Origin of the sequence: Microcystis sp. M53602_WE12 (genome assembly GCF_030065455.1) — a bacterium.
Classification (GTDB): Bacteria; Cyanobacteriota; Cyanobacteriia; order Cyanobacteriales; family Microcystaceae; genus Microcystis; species Microcystis aeruginosa.
In genome coordinates this window covers 1-19,649 of record NZ_JASJFB010000887.1, presented here as the reverse complement: position 1 = coordinate 19,649, position 19,649 = coordinate 1, and the positions used below count along the sequence as shown (strand labels likewise).

General features: G+C 43.5%; 16 protein-coding genes and 1 pseudogene. 9 read left to right on the top strand and 8 right to left on the bottom strand.

Annotation, left to right across the window (positions count from 1 at the left end; translation table 11 throughout):
- Positions 1 to 388: 388 nt before the first annotated feature.
- From PX482_RS27120 to PX482_RS27105, 4 genes are all read right to left on the bottom strand, one after another.
- On the bottom strand, positions 389 to 1,324 hold the full coding sequence (locus PX482_RS27120) for an RpnC/YadD family protein (RefSeq protein WP_288123262.1): 936 nt from the start codon (positions 1,322 to 1,324) through the stop codon (positions 389 to 391).
- Positions 1,325 to 1,401: 77 nt separating this feature from the next.
- Positions 1,402 to 1,965 (bottom strand): DUF4334 domain-containing protein, encoded by a 564-nt coding sequence (locus PX482_RS27115; protein WP_002762329.1) that lies wholly within the window; start codon positions 1,963 to 1,965, stop codon positions 1,402 to 1,404.
- 120 nt (positions 1,966 to 2,085) lie between these two features.
- Positions 2,086 to 2,487, bottom strand: coding sequence for a phage integrase SAM-like domain-containing protein (locus PX482_RS27110; RefSeq protein WP_002740193.1), 402 nt, complete (start codon positions 2,485 to 2,487; stop codon positions 2,086 to 2,088).
- 140 nt (positions 2,488 to 2,627) lie between these two features.
- Positions 2,628 to 3,446, bottom strand: coding sequence for a hypothetical protein (locus tag PX482_RS27105; protein WP_002762325.1), 819 nt, complete (start codon positions 3,444 to 3,446; stop codon positions 2,628 to 2,630).
- 245 nt (positions 3,447 to 3,691) lie between these two features.
- On the opposite strand from PX482_RS27105, the gene PX482_RS27100 reads away from it, so the two are divergent.
- Complete coding sequence (locus PX482_RS27100; RefSeq protein WP_288023273.1) at positions 3,692 to 4,855, top strand: cysteine desulfurase family protein; 1,164 nt, start codon at positions 3,692 to 3,694, stop codon at positions 4,853 to 4,855.
- A gap of 62 nt (positions 4,856 to 4,917) precedes the next feature.
- Here PX482_RS27100 and PX482_RS27095 read toward each other — a convergent pair whose 3' ends face one another.
- Positions 4,918 to 6,390 (bottom strand): NADH-quinone oxidoreductase subunit M, encoded by a 1,473-nt coding sequence (locus PX482_RS27095; RefSeq protein WP_288096670.1) that lies wholly within the window; start codon positions 6,388 to 6,390, stop codon positions 4,918 to 4,920.
- 283 nt (positions 6,391 to 6,673) lie between these two features.
- On the opposite strand from PX482_RS27095, the gene PX482_RS27090 reads away from it, so the two are divergent.
- From PX482_RS27090 to PX482_RS27055, 8 genes are all read left to right on the top strand, one after another.
- Positions 6,674 to 9,343 (top strand): type I restriction-modification system subunit M, encoded by a 2,670-nt coding sequence (locus PX482_RS27090; RefSeq protein ID WP_288096668.1) that lies wholly within the window; start codon positions 6,674 to 6,676, stop codon positions 9,341 to 9,343.
- Positions 9,343 to 10,662 (top strand): restriction endonuclease subunit S, encoded by a 1,320-nt coding sequence (locus PX482_RS27085; protein ID WP_288096674.1) that lies wholly within the window; start codon positions 9,343 to 9,345, stop codon positions 10,660 to 10,662. Before PX482_RS27090 ends, PX482_RS27085 begins: the two co-directional genes overlap by 1 nt.
- Before the next feature lie 89 nt (positions 10,663 to 10,751).
- On the top strand, positions 10,752 to 10,973 hold the full coding sequence (locus PX482_RS27080) for an AbrB/MazE/SpoVT family DNA-binding domain-containing protein (RefSeq protein ID WP_002762317.1): 222 nt from the start codon (positions 10,752 to 10,754) through the stop codon (positions 10,971 to 10,973).
- Between the two features lie 126 nt (positions 10,974 to 11,099).
- Entirely contained in the window at positions 11,100 to 11,426 is a 327-nt protein-coding gene (locus PX482_RS27075; protein WP_046660764.1) for a nucleotidyltransferase family protein, read from the top strand.
- The gene (locus PX482_RS27070; RefSeq protein ID WP_046660765.1) at positions 11,410 to 11,763 is read left to right on the top strand and encodes a HepT-like ribonuclease domain-containing protein; all 354 of its coding nucleotides are present in this window, start codon (positions 11,410 to 11,412) and stop codon (positions 11,761 to 11,763) included. The genes PX482_RS27075 and PX482_RS27070 overlap by 17 nt, the downstream gene beginning before the upstream one ends.
- Positions 11,750 to 11,995, top strand: a complete 246-nt coding sequence (locus tag PX482_RS27065; RefSeq protein ID WP_288096664.1) for a UPF0175 family protein — start codon at positions 11,750 to 11,752, stop codon at positions 11,993 to 11,995. Before PX482_RS27070 ends, PX482_RS27065 begins: the two co-directional genes overlap by 14 nt.
- A 136-nt stretch (positions 11,996 to 12,131) precedes the next feature.
- Complete coding sequence (locus tag PX482_RS27060; protein ID WP_288096662.1) at positions 12,132 to 15,245, top strand: type I restriction endonuclease subunit R; 3,114 nt, start codon at positions 12,132 to 12,134, stop codon at positions 15,243 to 15,245.
- 32 nt (positions 15,246 to 15,277) lie between these two features.
- Positions 15,278 to 15,961 (top strand): M48 family metallopeptidase, encoded by a 684-nt coding sequence (locus tag PX482_RS27055; protein WP_002762309.1) that lies wholly within the window; start codon positions 15,278 to 15,280, stop codon positions 15,959 to 15,961.
- A gap of 269 nt (positions 15,962 to 16,230) precedes the next feature.
- Here the strand turns inward: PX482_RS27055 and PX482_RS27050 are convergent.
- The 3 genes and pseudogenes from PX482_RS27050 to PX482_RS27040 all read right to left on the bottom strand — a co-directional run.
- A pseudogene (locus tag PX482_RS27050) lies at positions 16,231 to 17,573 on the bottom strand (2-succinylbenzoate--CoA ligase).
- Positions 17,549 to 18,514 (bottom strand): o-succinylbenzoate synthase, encoded by a 966-nt coding sequence (locus PX482_RS27045; RefSeq protein WP_288123260.1) that lies wholly within the window; start codon positions 18,512 to 18,514, stop codon positions 17,549 to 17,551. The pseudogene PX482_RS27050 and the gene PX482_RS27045 overlap by 25 nt, the downstream one beginning before the upstream one ends.
- A gap of 178 nt (positions 18,515 to 18,692) precedes the next feature.
- On the bottom strand, positions 18,693 to 19,649 hold a 957-nt coding region (locus tag PX482_RS27040), incomplete at its 5' end, for a bluetail domain-containing putative surface protein (protein WP_288123259.1).

Genomic DNA, 19,649 nt, shown 5'->3' with positions numbered 1-19,649 from the left:
TCTGTATTCATGATTCTACCGTTTAATTGTTTCTCTTTATTTTGCCTTAGCTAACGTTTTTAGTCTCTAAGCATTTATACTTATGGCAAAATTGGGATGCTCCCTATAATTTGGGCAAAAATACTCGACCTTTTTTGGCGCAAAAATGGGAACTAGCTTGGGAGAAATCCCTGCTAGTTTGGCGGCAAGAATTGGCGATTGTCTCCTCTAAAAACTAAACTAAGAGACAATTATAGATAATTATCGGGCTGAAATTTTTTCAGCTTTTTTTTCGCAAAAGACTTGACAAACTCAAAAATTTTTGCTAACCTTTTACTATAATAGGAATCCGTGTCGCCCTGCGGAGTCTCTCTACCATCAGGATTTAAGGCTGAAGCGGACTGAAAATTTAATTGTCTCTCAATCTTTCTAATAGTGAGGAGCGGGATAAATTCGCCAGAGAAAGAATTAACTCGGTGCGTTCCGAGATGGGAAGTTGGGCAATCCGTTCCACCAGAGCGGATAATTCCGAATCTAGAGTTCCGAACCTTCCTTCCAGAAGACTGGCTATCATCGAGTAACGTTCTTCTAAGGTGCCTTCTTGTCTCCCTTCTTGTCTCCCTTCTTGTTTTCCCTCTTCCTTCCAATCTTTTCGCTGCTTTAGATAAGCTGGTGATAAGTTCATAATGACCTCCTGTTCCTCTACACTTAAATTATCCCTCAACTCTAAATTCTTGCGCCAGTTGGCTAAGATTTCCAGTAAATTTTCTCGAAAAGGGTTAGGTTGGGGAAGTTCAACTAACTCTTCTACGGCTCGTTTCTGAGTTCCTCCTTTTCCTAAAACCCTCAACCATAAAGTGTCTTCATTCACCGGTAATTGATGGATGGCGACTATGGCTGTTTTGAGGAAGTCAGCTAAAAAGTAAACCCCTTTCAACCAATTACTCTCATCGCTGTCAGCCCTGAATCCTTGAATCATTCTAGCTGAAAAGGTGGGCGTGAGAATCCATAAAACTGGCAATTCTGCTGCAGTTAGAGCTTTGTTTGACCGTTTCGCCTTCCTTAAGAGGTCATTATGAACCGCATATAACTTTGATATACAACTGCGAATCTCTATTTCTGAGGGAGAGTTGCGGAAAGGTTCAAACAAGCAGGAAGTCGCCGCCATTTTTCCGAGTAACCCTAAAGGGAGTTTATTCCTTGATGGTGAACTGGCCGGTTCAAACCAGACATCAATTTCTTGAACCTCGCTTTTTACTTTCTTGCTCTTTCTAATCGTCCCTAGAGGTGCTAACAATTCCTCTAAATACTCCTTAGCAAATTGGTCGTGAATTTGGCGAGTCATTGCAATTGATAATCGAGCCGAAAAAGGACGGCAATAATCTTATTATATCGTCAATAATGAAGGGTTTAAATCGAACCTCAAGAATTAAGAGGTCTTTGACATCGCTTGAGAACAAAAAAGAAAGGTTGGGGAGAGTTTTTAAAATCCATAATTCCCAGCACGGTATTATCATCTACTTTCCGAAAAGAGTCATTAATCGGCAAATAATCATAAATCATCGTGGCGCTGACTTTGCCCCGATATTCCATCATTCGCAGTCTAGCCTGACTTGTCTCTGTTTTCAGCAAGGAGTTGGTCAGCATCAGTAAAGGTTTCAGAGAATTATTTTTGAGTATCGGCAGCTTAACAATCCAGTTCATGGCCGTGGGATTGGGTGCTACCTTAAAAATTTTTCCCTGACCATCTAAAAATAACAGGGGGTGGACATTCTCGGTATCGACAAACTCTTTACCATACCAATTAGATGCTTCTAATAAACCATCCATGGGGTGATTTGTCTGAAGTCCAGAACCTTGCCAAACACCGAGCATAAAGTCTAAACTCACGGGTTCGAGAGCGTCAAATAATTCTAACGCTCTTTCGGTCGTCGTTTGACCAGCTTTAAGAATCGACTGGCAGCTTTCTAATTCTAATGTTTCCATTGTCTCGCTCTCCTTGTGTCCTGACAATGATATTATAGCTTCTCAGCCAGAGGGTGGGGGATTGCCCCTCGGCTAAAATCACCAAACATCCCACATATCTTCACTCAATGGGTCATCGTATCACTCTAGGGTTTCCAGCCATTCACTCATTTCTTCCTTGATGGTTTCTTTAAGTTCTCGCAAATCATCTTTATCTATTAGGCCTTTTTCCAGTAAGAAAGTGTAGAACTTTTTCAGACTACCTGCGTTAGCCTTGAGGCTTGATTGACTGGCCCACAGGGCCTTTTTGATAAACCAATAACCCAAAAAGTCACCGACCATATCTACCCCGTCTTTAGCTTCTACTGCATCCTCATAGAGTAAATATTCGTTGATATAAAAATCTATATTTGAAATATGATTATTAATGGTTTTTTCCGACAAACCTGATGATTCTAGCCAACTCTCGAAATCCTTTAGTAATTCATGATTGACTTTTCTTATCTTTTGACAGTCAGCCTCATATTTCTGGGAATCATCCATCTCAAATTTCTCTCCTCCAAATCGCTGCTCGATGGTCAATAGGGTAATGAATCAAGTGTTTTTTTCCAAGCGCCTAAAGCCGCCATTTCATCCTCATGGTCAACGTCGGCCAACCGCCTGAATCGCCTTTCTCTTTTCTGCTAAATAGCTCCAACGATGTTAGACTCAATTTGCTCAATGATGGCGGCCACATCTTCTTCTGTATCTCGAGGTTGGGTTAATTCCACATCCGTTGAGGAGAGGTACATTTGGGCCCAGTCTAGGTTTTCCAGTTCACACTGGTCAATCACCGAACTGGGGATGTTTTTCAGGGTGATGCTATCCCATTCAATGCCGATGAGATTGCTCTGCCGCTCAATTGTCACAATTCTTCCTTGCCAACCACCGATGTCAGTCCCCAAATCTGGGTCGAGTACACCCTGTTTGACGATGACCGAGTCGCCGACTTTGAAGGCAAACTCTGACTCGGAAAATTCGGGCGACAAGCTGGAGGCAACCGAGAGATGATACTCGCTTCCTAGCTCTTTTAACTCAAAATCCACAATCATCCGCTTGTTTTCCGAGAAATAACGGTTTTTCCTAGCGATTAGCTCGTCGATTAGCCCTTGAATATCCGCCTTGAGCCTTTTATCTCCTTTAAGAAGGTCTTTGTTAAAAACTCGGTCTATCATCTCTTGCCGCTTTGACTCGGGGGACAACGCCAGATTCCAAGCGATTATCCCTATGGTCAGCAGTGTTCGCATAGATCCCTTTGTTTCATTGGATTCGCGGTAAGGCTCGATAAAATCCTCCAGAACTTCCGACATTGTGACTTCCCCAGAAGGAGAGACGACAATTTCCTTGAAAGGCAAGGACTTTTCTCTTAATTTCTTCTCAAAGCTTTTCAAGGGTTTTTCGGATCCTTGGGACATTTTCTGCAGCCTGAGCAGTTCACTAAATGCCTTCGATTTTTTAGCCATGATTGAGCGGGAAAATATGTGTTATTAATCCTGTTGGGTTGCTGAACAACATTGGAATAGGGGAATTGTAACTGCTCTCAGGGAGCGATTGCGCTCTCATTATTAAATCTTAAAGTTCTGGCCTGAGTCGTCAGCTGTTGACTGCTATCCGATACTTTTTTGTTAACATAGATTAGCAATGCACTTTCAGAGATTCTCTTAAAATAGGGGATATCTCCTTCTCAAATCCCCCGCGGGGGAAAAATATGTCTCAAAAGCCGATTTATCTAGATTGCCACGCCACGACACCGATGGAGCCGCAGGTTCTGGCGGCGATGTTGCCCTATTTTACCGAACACTTTGGTAATGCCAGTAGTATTAATCATGTCTATGGTTGGACAGCCGAGGCTGCGGTTAAACAGGCACGAGAAACAATCGCCGCTGCTATTAATAGTAGTCCCGAAGAAATTATTTTTACCAGTGGGGCAACGGAGGCCAATAACCTGGCTATCAAAGGGGTTGCCGAAGCTTATTTCGCCAAGGGACGACACCTAGTTACGGTGGTGACAGAACATCGGGCCATTTTAGATCCCTGTCATTATCTGGAAAAATTGGGTTTTGAGGTGACAATTTTACCCGTCGGTGCTGATGGCCTAATTGACTTGGAACTACTAGAAAAATCTTTGCGTCCTGACACGATTTTGCTGTCAATTATGGCTGCTAATAACGAGATTGGGGTGATTCAACCTTTAGCGGCAATTGGGGCGATTTGTCGCCAGTATCAGGTACTTTTTCATACGGACGCGGCCCAAGCAATCGGCAAAATTCCCCTAGATGTGGAGGAAATGAATATAGATATGATGTCCTTAACTGCCCACAAAGTCCACGGACCGAAGGGAATCGGTGCGCTGTACGTCCGGCGCCGGAACCCCAGAGTTCGTCTCGCCGCTCAAATTCAAGGGGGAGGCCAGGAAAAAGGACTGCGATCGGGTACAATATTTACACCGCAAATTGTCGGTTTTGCCAAGGCAGTAGAATTGGGCATCAAAGCGATTGAAGAAGATACCGGCTACTTAAATCAGTTAAAAGCCCGTTTATGGGAGATTATCAGTCAATTAGACAGAATTTATCTCAATGGTCATCCTAGCCAAAGATTAGCCGGAAATTTGAATATTAGTATTGAAGGGGTGGACGGTGCGGCGTTATTGTTAGGATTACAGCCAATAGTGGCGCTTTCCTCCGGTTCTGCCTGTTCTTCTAGCCATACCGCCCCCTCCCACGTTTTAACTGCCTTGGGTCGCCCCGAATCTCTCGCTTATGCCTCCCTGCGCTTCGGGTTGAGTCGTTTTAATACTTTAGAAGAAATTGAACTGGTGGGGGAACAGGTGGTTTTAACGGTTAATTCCCTCCGCAAAGCCAAAAATTTTTGACGTTTCGGCTCCTATCCACAAGTTAGTTTCGGTCTAGGTTTAAAAAATTCTGGAAAAGGTTTCTATGATTGCCTTTGACTGATTGCCGTGCCAGTTAATAACATTGATGCTTGGTTTTCACTCCAGTGAATCATCCAACTCGGTTGTAATCCCAAAACAATAATAAATAAAGCCAAAGCAATTTCGGGAAATCTTTCGGGCCAGGTACTGCGAGGAATGCGCGATAATTCAGGGGTTAAACGGCCAAAGAAAACCCGATTAATCATCAGGAGAAAATACACTGCGGTTAAACCACTAGCAACCAAACATAAGAGCGTTTGTATCGGAAAAATCGGGAAACTGCCACGAAAAACTAAAAACTCGGCGATAAATCCCACCATTCCAGGGATGCCGGCGCTGGCCATAGCCGCTAAAATCATTAACATTCCCGTGATTGGTAAACCTCTTTCGGGATTTAATAAACCGCGTAGATAATCCACATCCCGACTGCCGGTTTTTTTATACACTACTCCCACCAACAAAAATAACAAAGCGGAAATTAAACCGTGACTAATCATCTGCAAAATCGCCGCGGTGATGCTTAATCTGGTGGTGGCCGCCGCCGCTAGTAAAATATAGGCCATGTGGGAAATGGAAGAATAGGCCACTACTTTTTTCATATCCTTTTGGGCAATAGCGCAACTGGCCCCGTAGAGGGCGCTGATAGCTGCTATTGTTGCTAACCAAGGGGCGAGAGTCACCCAAGCATCGAGGAATAAACCGACTCCAAAGCGCAGCAGTCCATAGGTTCCTAATTTGAGTAATATTCCCGCTAAAAGCACAGAAACGGGGGTAGATGCTTCGACGTGGGCATCCGGTAGCCAAGTATGAAAGGGAAAAATCGGGATTTTGATGGCTAATCCAATCAGAAGGGGAATAAGGAGCAGTAATTGAGTTTTAACGTCTAAATTATTCGATAAAAGGGGATTATAGGCGAAATTATCAGCACCGGTTAGCCAAACTAAGCCAAGGAAAGAGATTAGCACTAAAAAGCCGGAAATTGCCGTGTATAATAAAAATTTCATGCCCGCATAACCGCGTCTTTGACCCCCCCAAATGGCAATGAGAAAGTAAAGGGGAACGATTTCTAATTCGTAAAATAGGAAAAATAGCAGTAAATCCTGCGCTAGAAAGGCCCCCGCTACTCCGGCATTGAGTAACAAGAGCAGGGAATAGTAAAATTTCGGTCGGTTAACCTCTGTGCCACTAGCATAAAGAGCAATTATTGTCAAGATGCTGTTAAGAAAAAGTAATGAAAATGATAAGCCATCGACACCGAGGGCATAATTGAAACCGAGGAAATTAATCCAAGGCAGGTTAACCGTGAACTGCATTTGCGGGTTACTAGGGTCAAATTGCCAGCCAAGGAGGATATTAAGCAGTAAGAGAACGACAGAAAGAGTTAGAGCTAATCCTCGCACTTTTTTCGCCTCTAGAGGCGTGTAGGCAATCAGTATCGCCCCTATAATCGGTAGCCAAATAAAAGCGTTGAGCATTCTTTAATGGGCATGATAAACCTTCCCATTATTGCCTGAGCGGTCAATCTTTAGCAAGATAAGTAGATAGGTGTTAAAAGTTGTCAGACACTCCCCTTATCAAGGGGGGCAGGGGGGATCCCCCCGCCTATCGACACCCCCCTTATCAAGGGGGGTAGGGGGGATCCCCCCGCCTATCGGCACCCCCCTTATCAAGGGGGGTAGGGGGGATCGAACCTAAAATCCATTTTCAATTTAATTCCACCCACCCACTTAAACTGGTGAACATTTAACTTAACTAACGATGAAACAAGAAAAGATCACTCTCAGTCAACTCGAAGGCTTTCTATTTAAGGCGGCGGACATTCTGCGCGGTAAAATGGACGCTTCCGAGTTCAAAGAATTTATCTTTGGGATGTTGTTCCTCAAACGCTTGTCAGACGAGTTTGAGCGCAAGCAAGCGCAACTCAAGAAACAATATGCACACATCCCAGACCCGTCGCTGCTGGCCGAACTCCTAGAAGGCGAAACCTCCTATGGAGAAACATTTTTCGTACCTCCTCGCGCTCGCTGGCATCAATCCTGGCGCGACGAAAACGGCCAGGAAGTCCCGCCGCTCAAACACCTTAAGCAGGACATCGGCAATATGCTCAATAAGGCATTAGCGGCGGTAGAGGATGCTAACGATGCCTTGGCGGGAGTGCTGAAGAATAACATCGATTTTAATGCCACCAAGGGCAAAACCAAGATACCTGACCACAAATGGAAGGATTTACTAGATCATTTCAATCAGCCCCAATTTGTGCTGGTCAACGATAACTTTGAGTTTCCCGACCTATTGGGTGCCGCCTACGAGTACCTAATCAAATACTTTGCCGATAGTGCCGGGAAGAAAGGGGGAGAATTTTACACGCCGGCCGAGGTGGTGCGGCTGTTGGTGCAGTTGGTTAAACCCCAAGCGGGCCATACTATCTATGACCCTACCGTGGGGTCGGGCGGTTTCCTTATCCAGTCCTATCAATATGTGGAGGAACAGGGGCAAAACCCCCAGAATCTAGCACTCTACGGACAGGATTCTAACGGTACAGTCTGGTCAATTTGTAATATGAATATGATCCTCCACAACATCACCCGCTTCACCATTGAAAACGGGGACACTCTCGAAGATCCGCTCATTTTAGAAAACGGACAGATTCGCAAGTTTGACCGAGTTCTCGCTAATCCGCCCTTTTCCCAGGATTACAGCAAGTCTAATCTCAAGTTTACCAACCGCTTTCGCGAATTCTGCCCGGAAAAGGGGAAAAAGGCGGATCTGATGTTTGTCCAGCACATGATTGCCAGTCTTAAACTCGACGGCCACATGGCCACTATCATGCCCCATGGGGTGCTATTTCGGGGGGGGAAAGAGAAGCTGATTCGAGAGATCTTAATTGAGGATGATCTGATTGAGGCGATTATTAGTTTGCCCCCGGGGTTATTTTATGGCACGGGTATCCCGGCCTGTGTGTTGGTGGTGAATAAAAATAAACCTGATGAATTACGCGATAAAATCCTTTTTATTAATGCCGATCGAGAATATGCTGAGGGAAAGAACCAGAATAAATTGCGCCCCGAAGACATTGAAAAGATCGATTATGTCTTTACCCACAAGCGAGAATATCCCAAATATAGCCGCTTGGTAGATAAGTCGGAAATTGTCGAAAAACACGACTTTAATCTTAATATTCGCCGCTATGTGGATAATACGCCAGATCCCGAACCGGAGGATGTAAAAGCTCACTTGATGGGGGGTATTCCGCAGGCTGAAATTGCCGCACAACAGGATACTTTTGCTAAGTTTGGCATCAATACAAATACCCTATTTAGACCCCTACGCCCCGGCTATGCTAGTTTTTGCCCAGAAATTGCCACGAAAGCCGCTATTAAAGAGAATCTGGAAGCTAATCCCGATTTACAAGCAAGGATAAGCGACCACTATACTACGCTTAAAAATTGGTGGCGAGAAGCGCGGGATGATTTTGCCAAGTTGGAGGGAAATAATATTATGCCCCAAGTGCGGCAGCAATTACTGAGCAGCCTCAAACAGCAGCTGATTCCTTTGGGGGTTTTGGATGAGTTTAAATCGGCGGGGGTGTTTGTTAACTGGTGGCAGCAGATTCGCTATGATCTAAAGACTATTATTAACACTGGCTGGCATCATACTCTTATCCCTGATCAGTATTTATTAGCGGCATTTTTTCAGGCGGAAGAGGCGGAAATTGAGGAACTGGAAAGTAAGATTAGTGCAGTCCAAGGGGAGTTAAGCGAAGCGGTGGAATCAGCGCAAGAGGTGGCGAATTATGAACCAGAAGAGGAAGAAACTGTTAGCGCCGCATCGATTAAGAAATGGCTTAAAGAGTTGATAGATGACCTGAAGCAATCCCAGGGCGATTCAGCAGCCAGAGAGCGCCAATCTTACCAACAAGAATACAATGTTATTACTGACATTGAGAACCGGATCAAGTTACTTAAGAATACACTTAAGGAACAGCAGAGTCAGCTTGAGTTAAAGCTGCGCTTAAAACGGGTTGGTGATGAGGAATTTAAGGCTGAAACTATTGAATTACTTGAGCAGGTGCAAAATCAGCTTATGGGGTTAAATGCAAGTAAAAAGGAAGAAAAGGCCAAGATTAACGCGCTTAATAAGGATAAGAAAGCCTTGGAGATTAAATTATCTTATCCTGAGGGATTACTGACTGAAATAGGAGGACAGTTAAGGGATGAAGAAGCGAAAAAATTGATTCTAAAAAAGCTCTATGATTGGGTATCGGAGCAGCTTACTCGTTACTTGAATGGGGAAAAGCGGGGACTTGTCGCTAAGGTTGAGAATCTTTGGGATAAGTATGCGGTTTCGAGTCAGGAAATGGAGGCCCAGCGAGAGCAGACTTTAGGAGAATTAAATGAGTTTTTGAGTAAGTTGAGGTATTTGGCGTGATGAAAAATTGGGATGTAAAAAAACTTCGTGATCTTGCTGATATACGAGTTAGTAATGTTGACAAAAAAATTTATCCTAGCGAACGACCTGTAAAGCTTTGCAACTACATGGACGTTTACACAAATGAATATATTGATGGATCAATTCAGTTTATGGAAGGTTCTGCAAACGATGCAGAAATTGAGCGATTTGGTTTAAATATTGGAGATGTAATTATTACCAAAGACTCAGAAACTCCTGATGATATTGGTATTCCCACCGTTATACATGAGCAAATAGATAACTTAGTTTGTGGTTATCATCTGGCACTAATTCGACCTGACAATGAAAAAATTGATTCTATCTTTCTCTCTAAATATCTTTCAACTTCACGAGTAGCTAATTATTTTGCTCTTCATGCTAGTGGTTCTACACGCTTTGGGCTTCCTATTGGAGCAATTGAGTCAGTTGAAATTTTAACGCCCCCAATTAAAGAACAAACCCAAATCGCCACCATCCTCTCAACAATAGACCGCGCGATTGAGCAAACCGAAGCCCTAATTACCAAGCAGCAGCGCATCAAAACGGGACTAATGCAGGACTTGCTCACCAAAGGAATTGATGAAAATGGCAATATTCGCAGTGAAGAAACCCATGAATTTAAGGATTCACCGCTTGGGAGGATTCCGGTTGAGTGGGAGGTAGCAACTATTGCTAAATTTGGGTCTAAAGATAGGTCTTACCTAAGAACAGGTCCATTCGGCTCAGATTTGAATACAAAACATTGGGTTGAGGAAGGTATTCCGGTCTTGACAATAGGAGCTTTGGGTGAAGGAGAAATTATTAAAGAAGAGCTTTTTTATGTATCAAAAACAACTGCTAATAATCTTAAGGCGTTTCGAGTAGAATCAGGAGATATAGTTTTTTCAAGAGTAGCCGATATAGGTCGCTCCCTAGTAATTCAAGATGAGCAAACTGGCTGGATTATTTCATCCAACTTAATGCGAATAGCACTCGATAAACAAAAAGGCAACCCAAGTTTTTTATATCAGAATATAGCTTTTAATTCTATCATACGAGCGCAACTGAGAGTTTCTTCCAATTCAGGAGGTAGAGATCTTGTTAATGGTTCAATCTTGTCCAGTATTCTTTTCCCCTGGCCTTCTCTTGATGAACAAAAAAGGGTAAACGCAATAATGCAGAGAATAGAGGAGAAAATCGTCATTTTAAAGAATCAGCTTGTCAACCAAATAAATTGTAAAACCGGACTCATGCAAGACCTCCTAACAGGCAAAGTTCGAGTTACGGACCTCCTCAACCAAAACACAGCAGCAAACTAACATCTAAAAATCAACAGAACTAAACGTTGCAACATTTGTGGTAACAAGTGTTAGCATGAAAAAAAATCAAACCTTAAAACACAGCCATCATGCAACTCAACGTCAAAAAACGCGGTAACTCCCTCAGCGTCATTATTCCCAAAGAAATCGCCGCTAACCTGAATATTGACGACGGCGACAATATTTATTTAACTAAAACCCCCAACGGTTACGAAATCACCGCCTTCGATCCCGACTTTGCCAAAAAAATGGAAATCGCAAGGCGCGGCATCAAAAAATATCGTAACGCCCTGATTGACCTAGCCAAATGAGAGAACCATACTGGCTCAACGAAAAGGAAATCATCGCAATTCATGGCGAAATCCTGATAAACCAAACCGCACTGATCAGGCATACACAACAGCAAGCGATGAAAAAAGGGAAAATAAGAGTTTGCCATGAAAACACCAATAACAAACATCAAACCATCCCCTGAGCAAATTGAGAACTTTTGCCAACGTTGGCACATTACAGAACTGTCCCTATTTGGTTCAGTATTACGCGATGATTTCCGTGTTGATAGCGACATTGATATATTAGTCACCTTTGACCCCCAATTTCAGCGCGGACTAACCGAAACATTGCAAATAAAAGAAGAACTGCAAAACCTATTTGACCGCAAAATTGACTTAATTGTGAAAGCTGCTATAGAACGTAGTGCCAACTGGTTGCGTCGTCAGAATATCCTAGAATCTGCTCAGGTTATCTATGCTAAGAGATATTGAATCCCTCATCGATATCGAACAAGCAGCCAAGCGTATCCTTCGCTTTTCGAGCGGTGTTGAGCAAATTGAGCTAATCACCAATGATGAGAAAATTTCAGCAATTCTCTATCAGATTACAATTATAGGAGAAGCAACAAAACGACTTTCAATGGGATTTCGCCAACAACATCCAGAAATACCGTGGCGAAATCTGGCAGGGATGCGTGATATAATTGTCCATGAATATGATCAAATTGATCTTGATATTGTTTGGGACGTAATTCAGCACGAAATTCCTCAACTATTGAAGCAAATTAAACCTATATTGATGGACTCCAAAACTAATGAAAGCAATTAATTTTAAAACCATCCTAAAAAACGGCATAGTCACCATTCCCGCCGAATATTCTTCTGAATGGGAATGTAAACAGATCTGCGTCATCATCTTAGAAGATAGCAATAATGACACTTTGCGAGAAACAACTATTTCCCTATTTGAGCAAAATAAAATCAGTCTAGGGACAGCAAGCGAAATATTGGGAATAAATCAGATTCAATTGCAGAGATTGCTGTCAGAGCGTGACATTTGATGAGTAGAAAACGGATTTCTCCGAGAAACCCGTTTTCTGTGCGTTACTCAACGGATTTAGTATTAGTACACAAAGCAGCGTTGGTTTCCAAAGATGAAAAACCTCATAAATACAGTTACATACAGGTTATCTGGTCATGAACAAAACACCTCAACCTATCAAACTCGATGAGCGCAACGGGGTCGAAAAGCCCTTACTTGACCAACTGTACGGTTTAGATTGGGAAATATTGGATTTAGAGACAAAACAAAAACCACAGGATACTTTTAGAGAAAGCTTTACCGAGGTGGTGATGCTGCCGGTGCTGCGAGAACAGCTTACAATCATCAACCCCTGGCTAGAAACCGACCAAATAGAAGAAGCCATCAAACAACTCACCGCCAACTTCCCCAGCACCAACCTACTGGAAAATAACCGCCACGTCTTTAAACTGCTTCAGGAGAATACCAGCGTCTCAGAGAACCGTAAAACAGGCGAAAAAAGCCCCACCGTCAGGTTTATCGACTTTGACCACCCAACTAACAACCGCTTCATCGCCGTTTGCCAGTTTAAGGTGCGGATTCTAGGCACAGAAAACCACATCATCCCCGATATTGTCCTCTTCCTCAATGGGCTGCCAGTGGTGGTCATTGAATGTAAATCCCCCAAAGTCACAGAACCCATTGCCGAGGCGATCGAGCAACTCCTCCGCTACAGCGAACAGCGCGGCGCTAAGGGCGAGGGAAATGTCCCCCTCTTTTTCTATAACCAGTTTGTCGTAGCTACCTGCCGCAATCAGGCAAAATTTGGCACCATTACCACCCACACCGAAAAATACTTCTTCCGTTGGGCTGACCCCTATCCCCGCACCCTAGAAGAACTAGAACACGGTATTAGCTCCCCCAATGACCAGCAGCGACTGGTGGCGGGAATGTTTGCCCCCGATAACCTCCTAGAGATTATTCGCAACTTCACCCTTTTCTCCGTCAACAACAAGGGAGAAACCATCAAAATCGTCGGGCGTTATCAGCAGTTTCGTGCCGTCAAGAAAGCCGTGGAGCGTCTCCTAGAGGGCAAAACCCCCCGGGAGCGCAGCGGCATCATCTGGCATACCCAGGGGTCAGGTAAGTCCCTGACCATGATGTTTATGGTGCGGGCCATGTACCGCCATAACAACCTTTCCCAGTGGAAAGTGGTATTTATCACCGATCGCACCCAACTAGAGCAGCAACTCGCCGAGACCGGCCAAAGTGTTGGCTTTACCGTTAAGCCCGCCAATAGCATCGCCAAACTGAAGGAACTACTTCGCAGCGACTCCTCGGATCTGGTCATGGCCATGATCCACAAATTCCAAGAGCGGGAACTGCGGGAGACCTTCCCGGAGCTAAACCGGAGCAGCAACATCCTGGTGATGACCGATGAGGCCCACCGCTCCCAGTACAGCCTGCTGGGGACAAACCTCGACAAAGCTCTCCCCTACGCTTCCCGTATTGGCTACACCGGCACCCCCATCGACAAAACTGAGAAAGTTTTCGGGGACTACATCGACAAGTACACCATGGGCCAGTCCATCGAGGACGGCGTGACCCTAGAAATTGTTTACACCGGGCGCACTCATAACGCCGAGGTGTCTGATCAGACAGCTATGGATGCGGCTTTTGCCGATGTCTTCAGTGAGTACAACCTGCAAGAGCGGCTGCAGATTTTGGGCCATGGTTCCAGGGATGCCTACCTAGAAGCTCATCCCACCATCGCCGCTAAAGCCAAGGATATGGTGCAGCACTATCTCCAGTGCATCTTTCCCAACGGCTACAAGGCCCAGGTGGTGGCGACTTCCCGGGAGGCGGCGGTGCGGTACAAAGAGCATTTAGATGCTGCCCTGGCCGAGGAGATTGCCAAATTGGAGCAGGGGAATCCCCACCGGCTTAACCTCGATCGCCTGAAACGACTTAAGACCGATGTGGTCATCTCCGGCAGTCATAACGACCTACCCCACCTCAAGCAATACAGCAACTCCACCCGCCACGATACTACTATTAAAAGCTTTAAACTGCCCTTTGACGCAAGGGATGAGGGGATTACTGGAGATGTGGGCATTGTCATCGTCAATAATATGCTACTGACTGGCTTTGATGCCCCAGTAGAGCAGGTGATGTATCTCGATAGGGTCATCCAGGCCCACAACCTGTTACAGGCGGTCGCCCGTGTCAACCGAGTCGGCGGTGCGGACAAGGATAAAGGCTTTGTCGTGGACTATGTAGGCATCGGCCACCACCTGAAGCGAGCCATTGATAACTACGACGAGCGAGAGCAGCAAGAAGTCGAGGAAACCTTAAGTTTTCCCGAGGACGAGATCCGTCAGCTTGAGGATGACCACCGGGCAATCCTTGCACTCTTGAAGCAACATGGACTCACCGACCTGAACGATCAAGATGCCTTTTTCGACCTCTTCTATGACGAGGATGTGCGATTCGAGTTCATGCTGGCCTTCAAGAAGCTGACCCGCAGCCTTAACTTGGTCTATCCCGCCAAGGAGGCCTTGAACTATATGAGAGACTACCAATCTCTCACCGCAGTGAATGTACTAGCGGGGAAGCACTTCCGCGACGAGCGCCTGAGTATGAAGGGAATCCCACCCAAGCTGCGGGCCCTGACCGACCAGTATCTGCAATCAAGGGGAATTGACGAGAAAGTTAAACCGATCTCGATCTTGGATAAGGACTTTGAGAGTCATGTCCAGAAACACCAGCGAGTCAAAACAAAGGCCGCCGCAATCGAACACGCTCTCCGCCACTATATCGAGATCGATCTGGCAGATGATCCCGAACTGCAAGCCTCCTTTTCTGAAGCACTGAGAGCCATCTTCGAGGAGTTTAAAGACAATTGGGACAAGATTTACCAAGAACTGGAAAAACTACGCCAGAAGGCGAGAGAAGCAAAAAATGAGCCTACCTACGGACTGGACAGGAAAAAGCAGCTGCCCTTCTTTCGGATGTTCAAACGGGAGTGTTTTGGAGAAGCGGCATTAACTGACGATATGGTTTCTCAGATGGTCGCTCTCACTCAACAGGTATTTACCGTTGTTGAGCAGGAGTTACAATTAACTAGCTTTTGGGAGAGCATTCCCGCTCGCAAGAAACTTAAGGCAGAGATTCAAAAAGTGTTACTCTCTCCCGACTTTTACCAAATTCCCAATCTTATGGACAATCGAGAACAGATTATCTCGCGGGTGATGGAAATAGCAGAGAAAAATAACGACCGAATTTTTTAGGCTGAATCGAGTAAAATTGAGCGACTTTTAATATGAAACTTGACTATAAAATCATTTATTCTTCCAGTCGTAAGACCCTGACCATTACCGTGGAACGTGATCGATCGATCGTGGTCAGAGCGCCTACTGGTACTCATCCCGATAAGATCCAGCAAATAGTAGAGTCACGCAAGCAGTGGCTCTATGAAAAAATTCACCACGAGCAAAAGTATCGAGTCCCACTTCATCCTCCGGGTAAGGAACTGGTTAATGGCGAGTCGCTTCTTTATTTAGGGCGCTACTATCGTTTAGAATTGGTTGATGATCAGACAGAGATAAAGTTTATTAACAATCGCTTTCGAGTACCAAAGGCACTAACAGAGAATGGTGGCGAGATTTTTCAAGATTGGTATATTCAGAAGGCAAAAGAGAAGATACTTCCTCGTGTCAACCTTTATGCTAAAAAGCTTGGTGTCAGGTTTAATCAGGCTAAAATTACCGACAGCAAATATCGCTGGGGTTCTTGTACACCCCAAGACAATGTTAACTTTAACTGGCGATTGATCAAAGCCCCGATGTTCGTAATTGATTATGTGGTAGTTCATGAGTTAGCGCATCTGATTGAATCGAACCACACTCCACGATTTTGGCACATTATTAAGTCGCAAATTGCTACTATGGAGAAGGCAAAGCAATGGCTTAAAGAACACGGTCAGATGTTGGAACAGTCACTATAATTTTGGAAAATAAACCTAATTTAAATCTGCTGGGATTAGCACCCATAGCCATTTTACCCGATTATATCGTCTCGGAGTCTCCCCAAAAGGAAAACCTCATAACTCACCATTAAGATAACTGCTAAGTAGGTAGGTGTTAAAAGTTGTCAGACACCCCCCTTATTAAGGGGGGACTAAGGGGGGATCGGCACCCCCCTTATTAAGGGGGGACTAAGGGGGGATCGAACCTAAAATCCATTTTTAATTTAATTATAACCAGCTACTTATAATTATAGTCCAAGGTTTGACTCGGTGTCAAAAAAGTTTCAGCTAATTTAATTAAATTGGTTCGATTAATCTTGCCTTGGGGACTTTTTGGTATCTCTGGTAATTTTATCCAATGTTTCGGCAGCTTATAATTGACTAATTTATCTTTAATCTGAGATTGAATAATTGTCTGGCATATCTGAGAGTTAACGGGGACATAAAAAGCCACAATTATCTGTCCCCATCGAGAATCTGGCAATCCTAAAACCACCACATCTTTAACTAAATTAGTTTGTCTAATGGCAGTTTCTACCTCAAAAGGATAAACATTTTCTCCTCCGGTAATTATTTTTTGACTATCCCGACCAATGATATATAAATAACCACTTTCATCGAAGTAACCTAAATCATCCGTCTCGAAGTAGCTTCCTTGATTAAGATGGGGATAATAGCCTAAAAATAAAGATTTCGCTTCAATAATAATTTTCTGGTTATCGGGATTAATTTTTATCTGAGCATGGGGTAATAGCTGTCCATTACTATTATTGCCTCGTCGAAAATCTTCTGGTTTAAGGGTGACAATTTGTGAGGCAGTTTCCGTCATTCCATAGGTGGGAGACAGAGAAATATTATATTCTCTAGCTTTTTCTAGTAAAGATGGCCATGCAGGGGAACCTCCTAGTAAAACTGTTTTAAAATTGGCTAACCAGCGAGGATCATTTTCTAGAAAGAATTGTAATTGAGTGGGTACTAAAGAGATAAAATAATCTTGAAGATTGAGATTATTTATGCGCTTTTGTTTGATTTTATGGTAAGAAATAACAGCAAAATCTCCCTCTGTTAAAAAACTTCTCAGAAACTGCATTAAACCACTAACATGATATAAAGGCAGTAGGCAAAAAGAGTTAACCTGCTCGACTTGAAAATATTCAGAGAAACCTTTGACAGAAGCAGTTAAAGTTAACCAGTTATGGATAGCAAAGCGAATTTTTCCCGAGGTTCCCCCCGTGGGTATCATCAGAGAATTAGTCAAAGGATTAACAGGAGGAGAATTATGGTTAAAAACCTCGATATTTTCACCAAAAATATAATCGGGTTGCACCAGAGAGAAAACCTGTTCCCATTCGTTAGTTTTCCAGTCGGGATTAGCTAGAAATAGGCAACTTTTGACCCTGACAGCAGCCAAGAATATAGCTAAGAATTTAATGGGATTGACTTCAGCAAGCAGTATAGTTAATCGAGGATTATCTGCGGCGATAAATTTCTGACAATAGGACTGATATAATTGATAAAATTTCTGGCTATTGTATCCATATAACCAATCTTTTTGACTGAGATATGCTAATTGTTTGCTGATGTCGTCCACAGTTTTTCTAACCAATCGGGGTCACTATTATTAAACCATTGTTGCACACCAAAACCTAAAGCTCGCTCCTTTTTGGGGTATTCTTGTGCTAGACGTAGAGCGGATTTTCTGCCGATATTAGTTTCTAAAACGGAGGAAAATACTAAATCTAAGGGATATTTTTCCCAGAGATGTCTTAACCCGTGGATTGAACCGGTAATAGCAGGTTTAATCACAAAAATTCCTCGCCATCCCCGTTGATAATATTCCTCTATTTGTCGAAGATTGGCCACCGATTCATCTAAAGCAATCCCTGTGGTAAAATCTTGACTTAATTGCAACATTTCTAACCATTGAGACGGGGGTAAAGGTTGTTCGATAAATTCAATTATTTGACATTCATCGGCAATTTTTAACCAGATTTTACTCTCAGCAATACTTAATCCCCCATTGGCATCTAAACGCAATTTAATTCCCCTGGGTAATCGGTCAATTAATTTTTCAAATAAGGTTAACTCCTGCTTGAGAGAATTGACCGCAATTTTCCATTTATAAGTATTAGTTTGATTAGCGGCTAAAATATCATCCAGACAGGGAAATACTGCCGCACCGGTGGGTAATAAATAACTATAATTTTTCGGTTCTAATTCTCTTGATTTATTCTCGATACTTAAATCTTCTAAAGCTGATTCAAAGGCAAATTGACAAGCAGGAAATTGTTCAGGAATATAAAAAATTGAATTTATTGATAGGGGATTTTCGAGACTTTGACAGAATAATATTGCTGCCGATAATGTTTCTGAACCAAATTCAGGTAAAGGAGCAATTTCTCCCCATCCTATACGTCCATCTTCCGCTTCTAAGCGAATAATAATTCCTTCCCTAATTTCCCATAGTCCGTGATGGGTTTGTAGGGGATGCAGCAAAGGACGCTGATAAACACGAAATTGCCAGAAATACATGATTAACTATAAGTAGTAGTGAAAAGCTTAACATGAGCAGGCGTTGGGTTTCATGTTTCAAACCAACCTACGTTCTTTATAGAGTTTGTCAGCGAAACGTTTTTTTTCTTAAAGTCCAGAAAACGGGTTTCTCCGAGAAACCCGTTTTCTAGGTGACTTAGAAGGAGAGCTTAGACACTTAGATAAAGAAATTACCCACTGGAATGTTGCCTAAAGCTGGTAAAGCACCAGTAAATCCGGTGATATTTATTAATAAATCATTGCTGGATTGGAAGCCAGCCGTGCCATCATTAATAATGAGGTAGGTTCCAGCTATTGCACCGGTTGTTACCTGCACTAAGGCGGCACTATTAACCCCTAATCCTTGATTACCTGTAATCGCTCCATTGGCATCAGTAAATACCTGATTGACTAAATTCTGTAAAGTGGTGACGGTGCTATTAGCAGCACGACTGAAACTACTAGGCGCATTCATGGGTAGTCCACCTTGAGTTAATAAGTCAATTTTATCAGTATTGATGGCAAAATCTGTGATACTATCGCTTGCGGATATGGTAGATTGGCCAAATTGGAAGATGAAAGTATCTGCACCATTACCACCGGTTAAATTATCAATTCCCGCACCTCCATTGATTTGATTATTGCCACTATTTCCGGTGATATTATTGTTACTGGCGTTACCTGTACCGTTAATATTATTACTGCCAATTAGTCTGAGGTTTTCGACATTGTTGGGTAAGGTGCGAGTGAGACTGCTTTGCCAAGTATCAGTAATGATAACTTCTCCTATTCCTCCTTCGGGATTGATGGTAGCATTAACCGCATTTGACAGGGTTACTGTAAAGGCTTCATCGGCTTCGTTGAGGTTATCATTGAGGATGGGAATGCTAATAGTAGCGGTGGAAGTATTCGCCGCAATGGTGAGGGTTCCTGTCTGGCTAGTGTAATCTACATTGGCGGTAGCATCAATGGGTCCAGTGGTATAGTTGAAGCTAATTGGTTGCGGGTTGGGGTTATCAACTGTGACGGTGAGGGTTACATTACTATCTTGACCTTCGACAACGGTGACATTATTGATGGAGAGTTGGGAAAAGTCGTCATTATTAATTGTCCCCGTCACTGCGGTAGTTGTCCC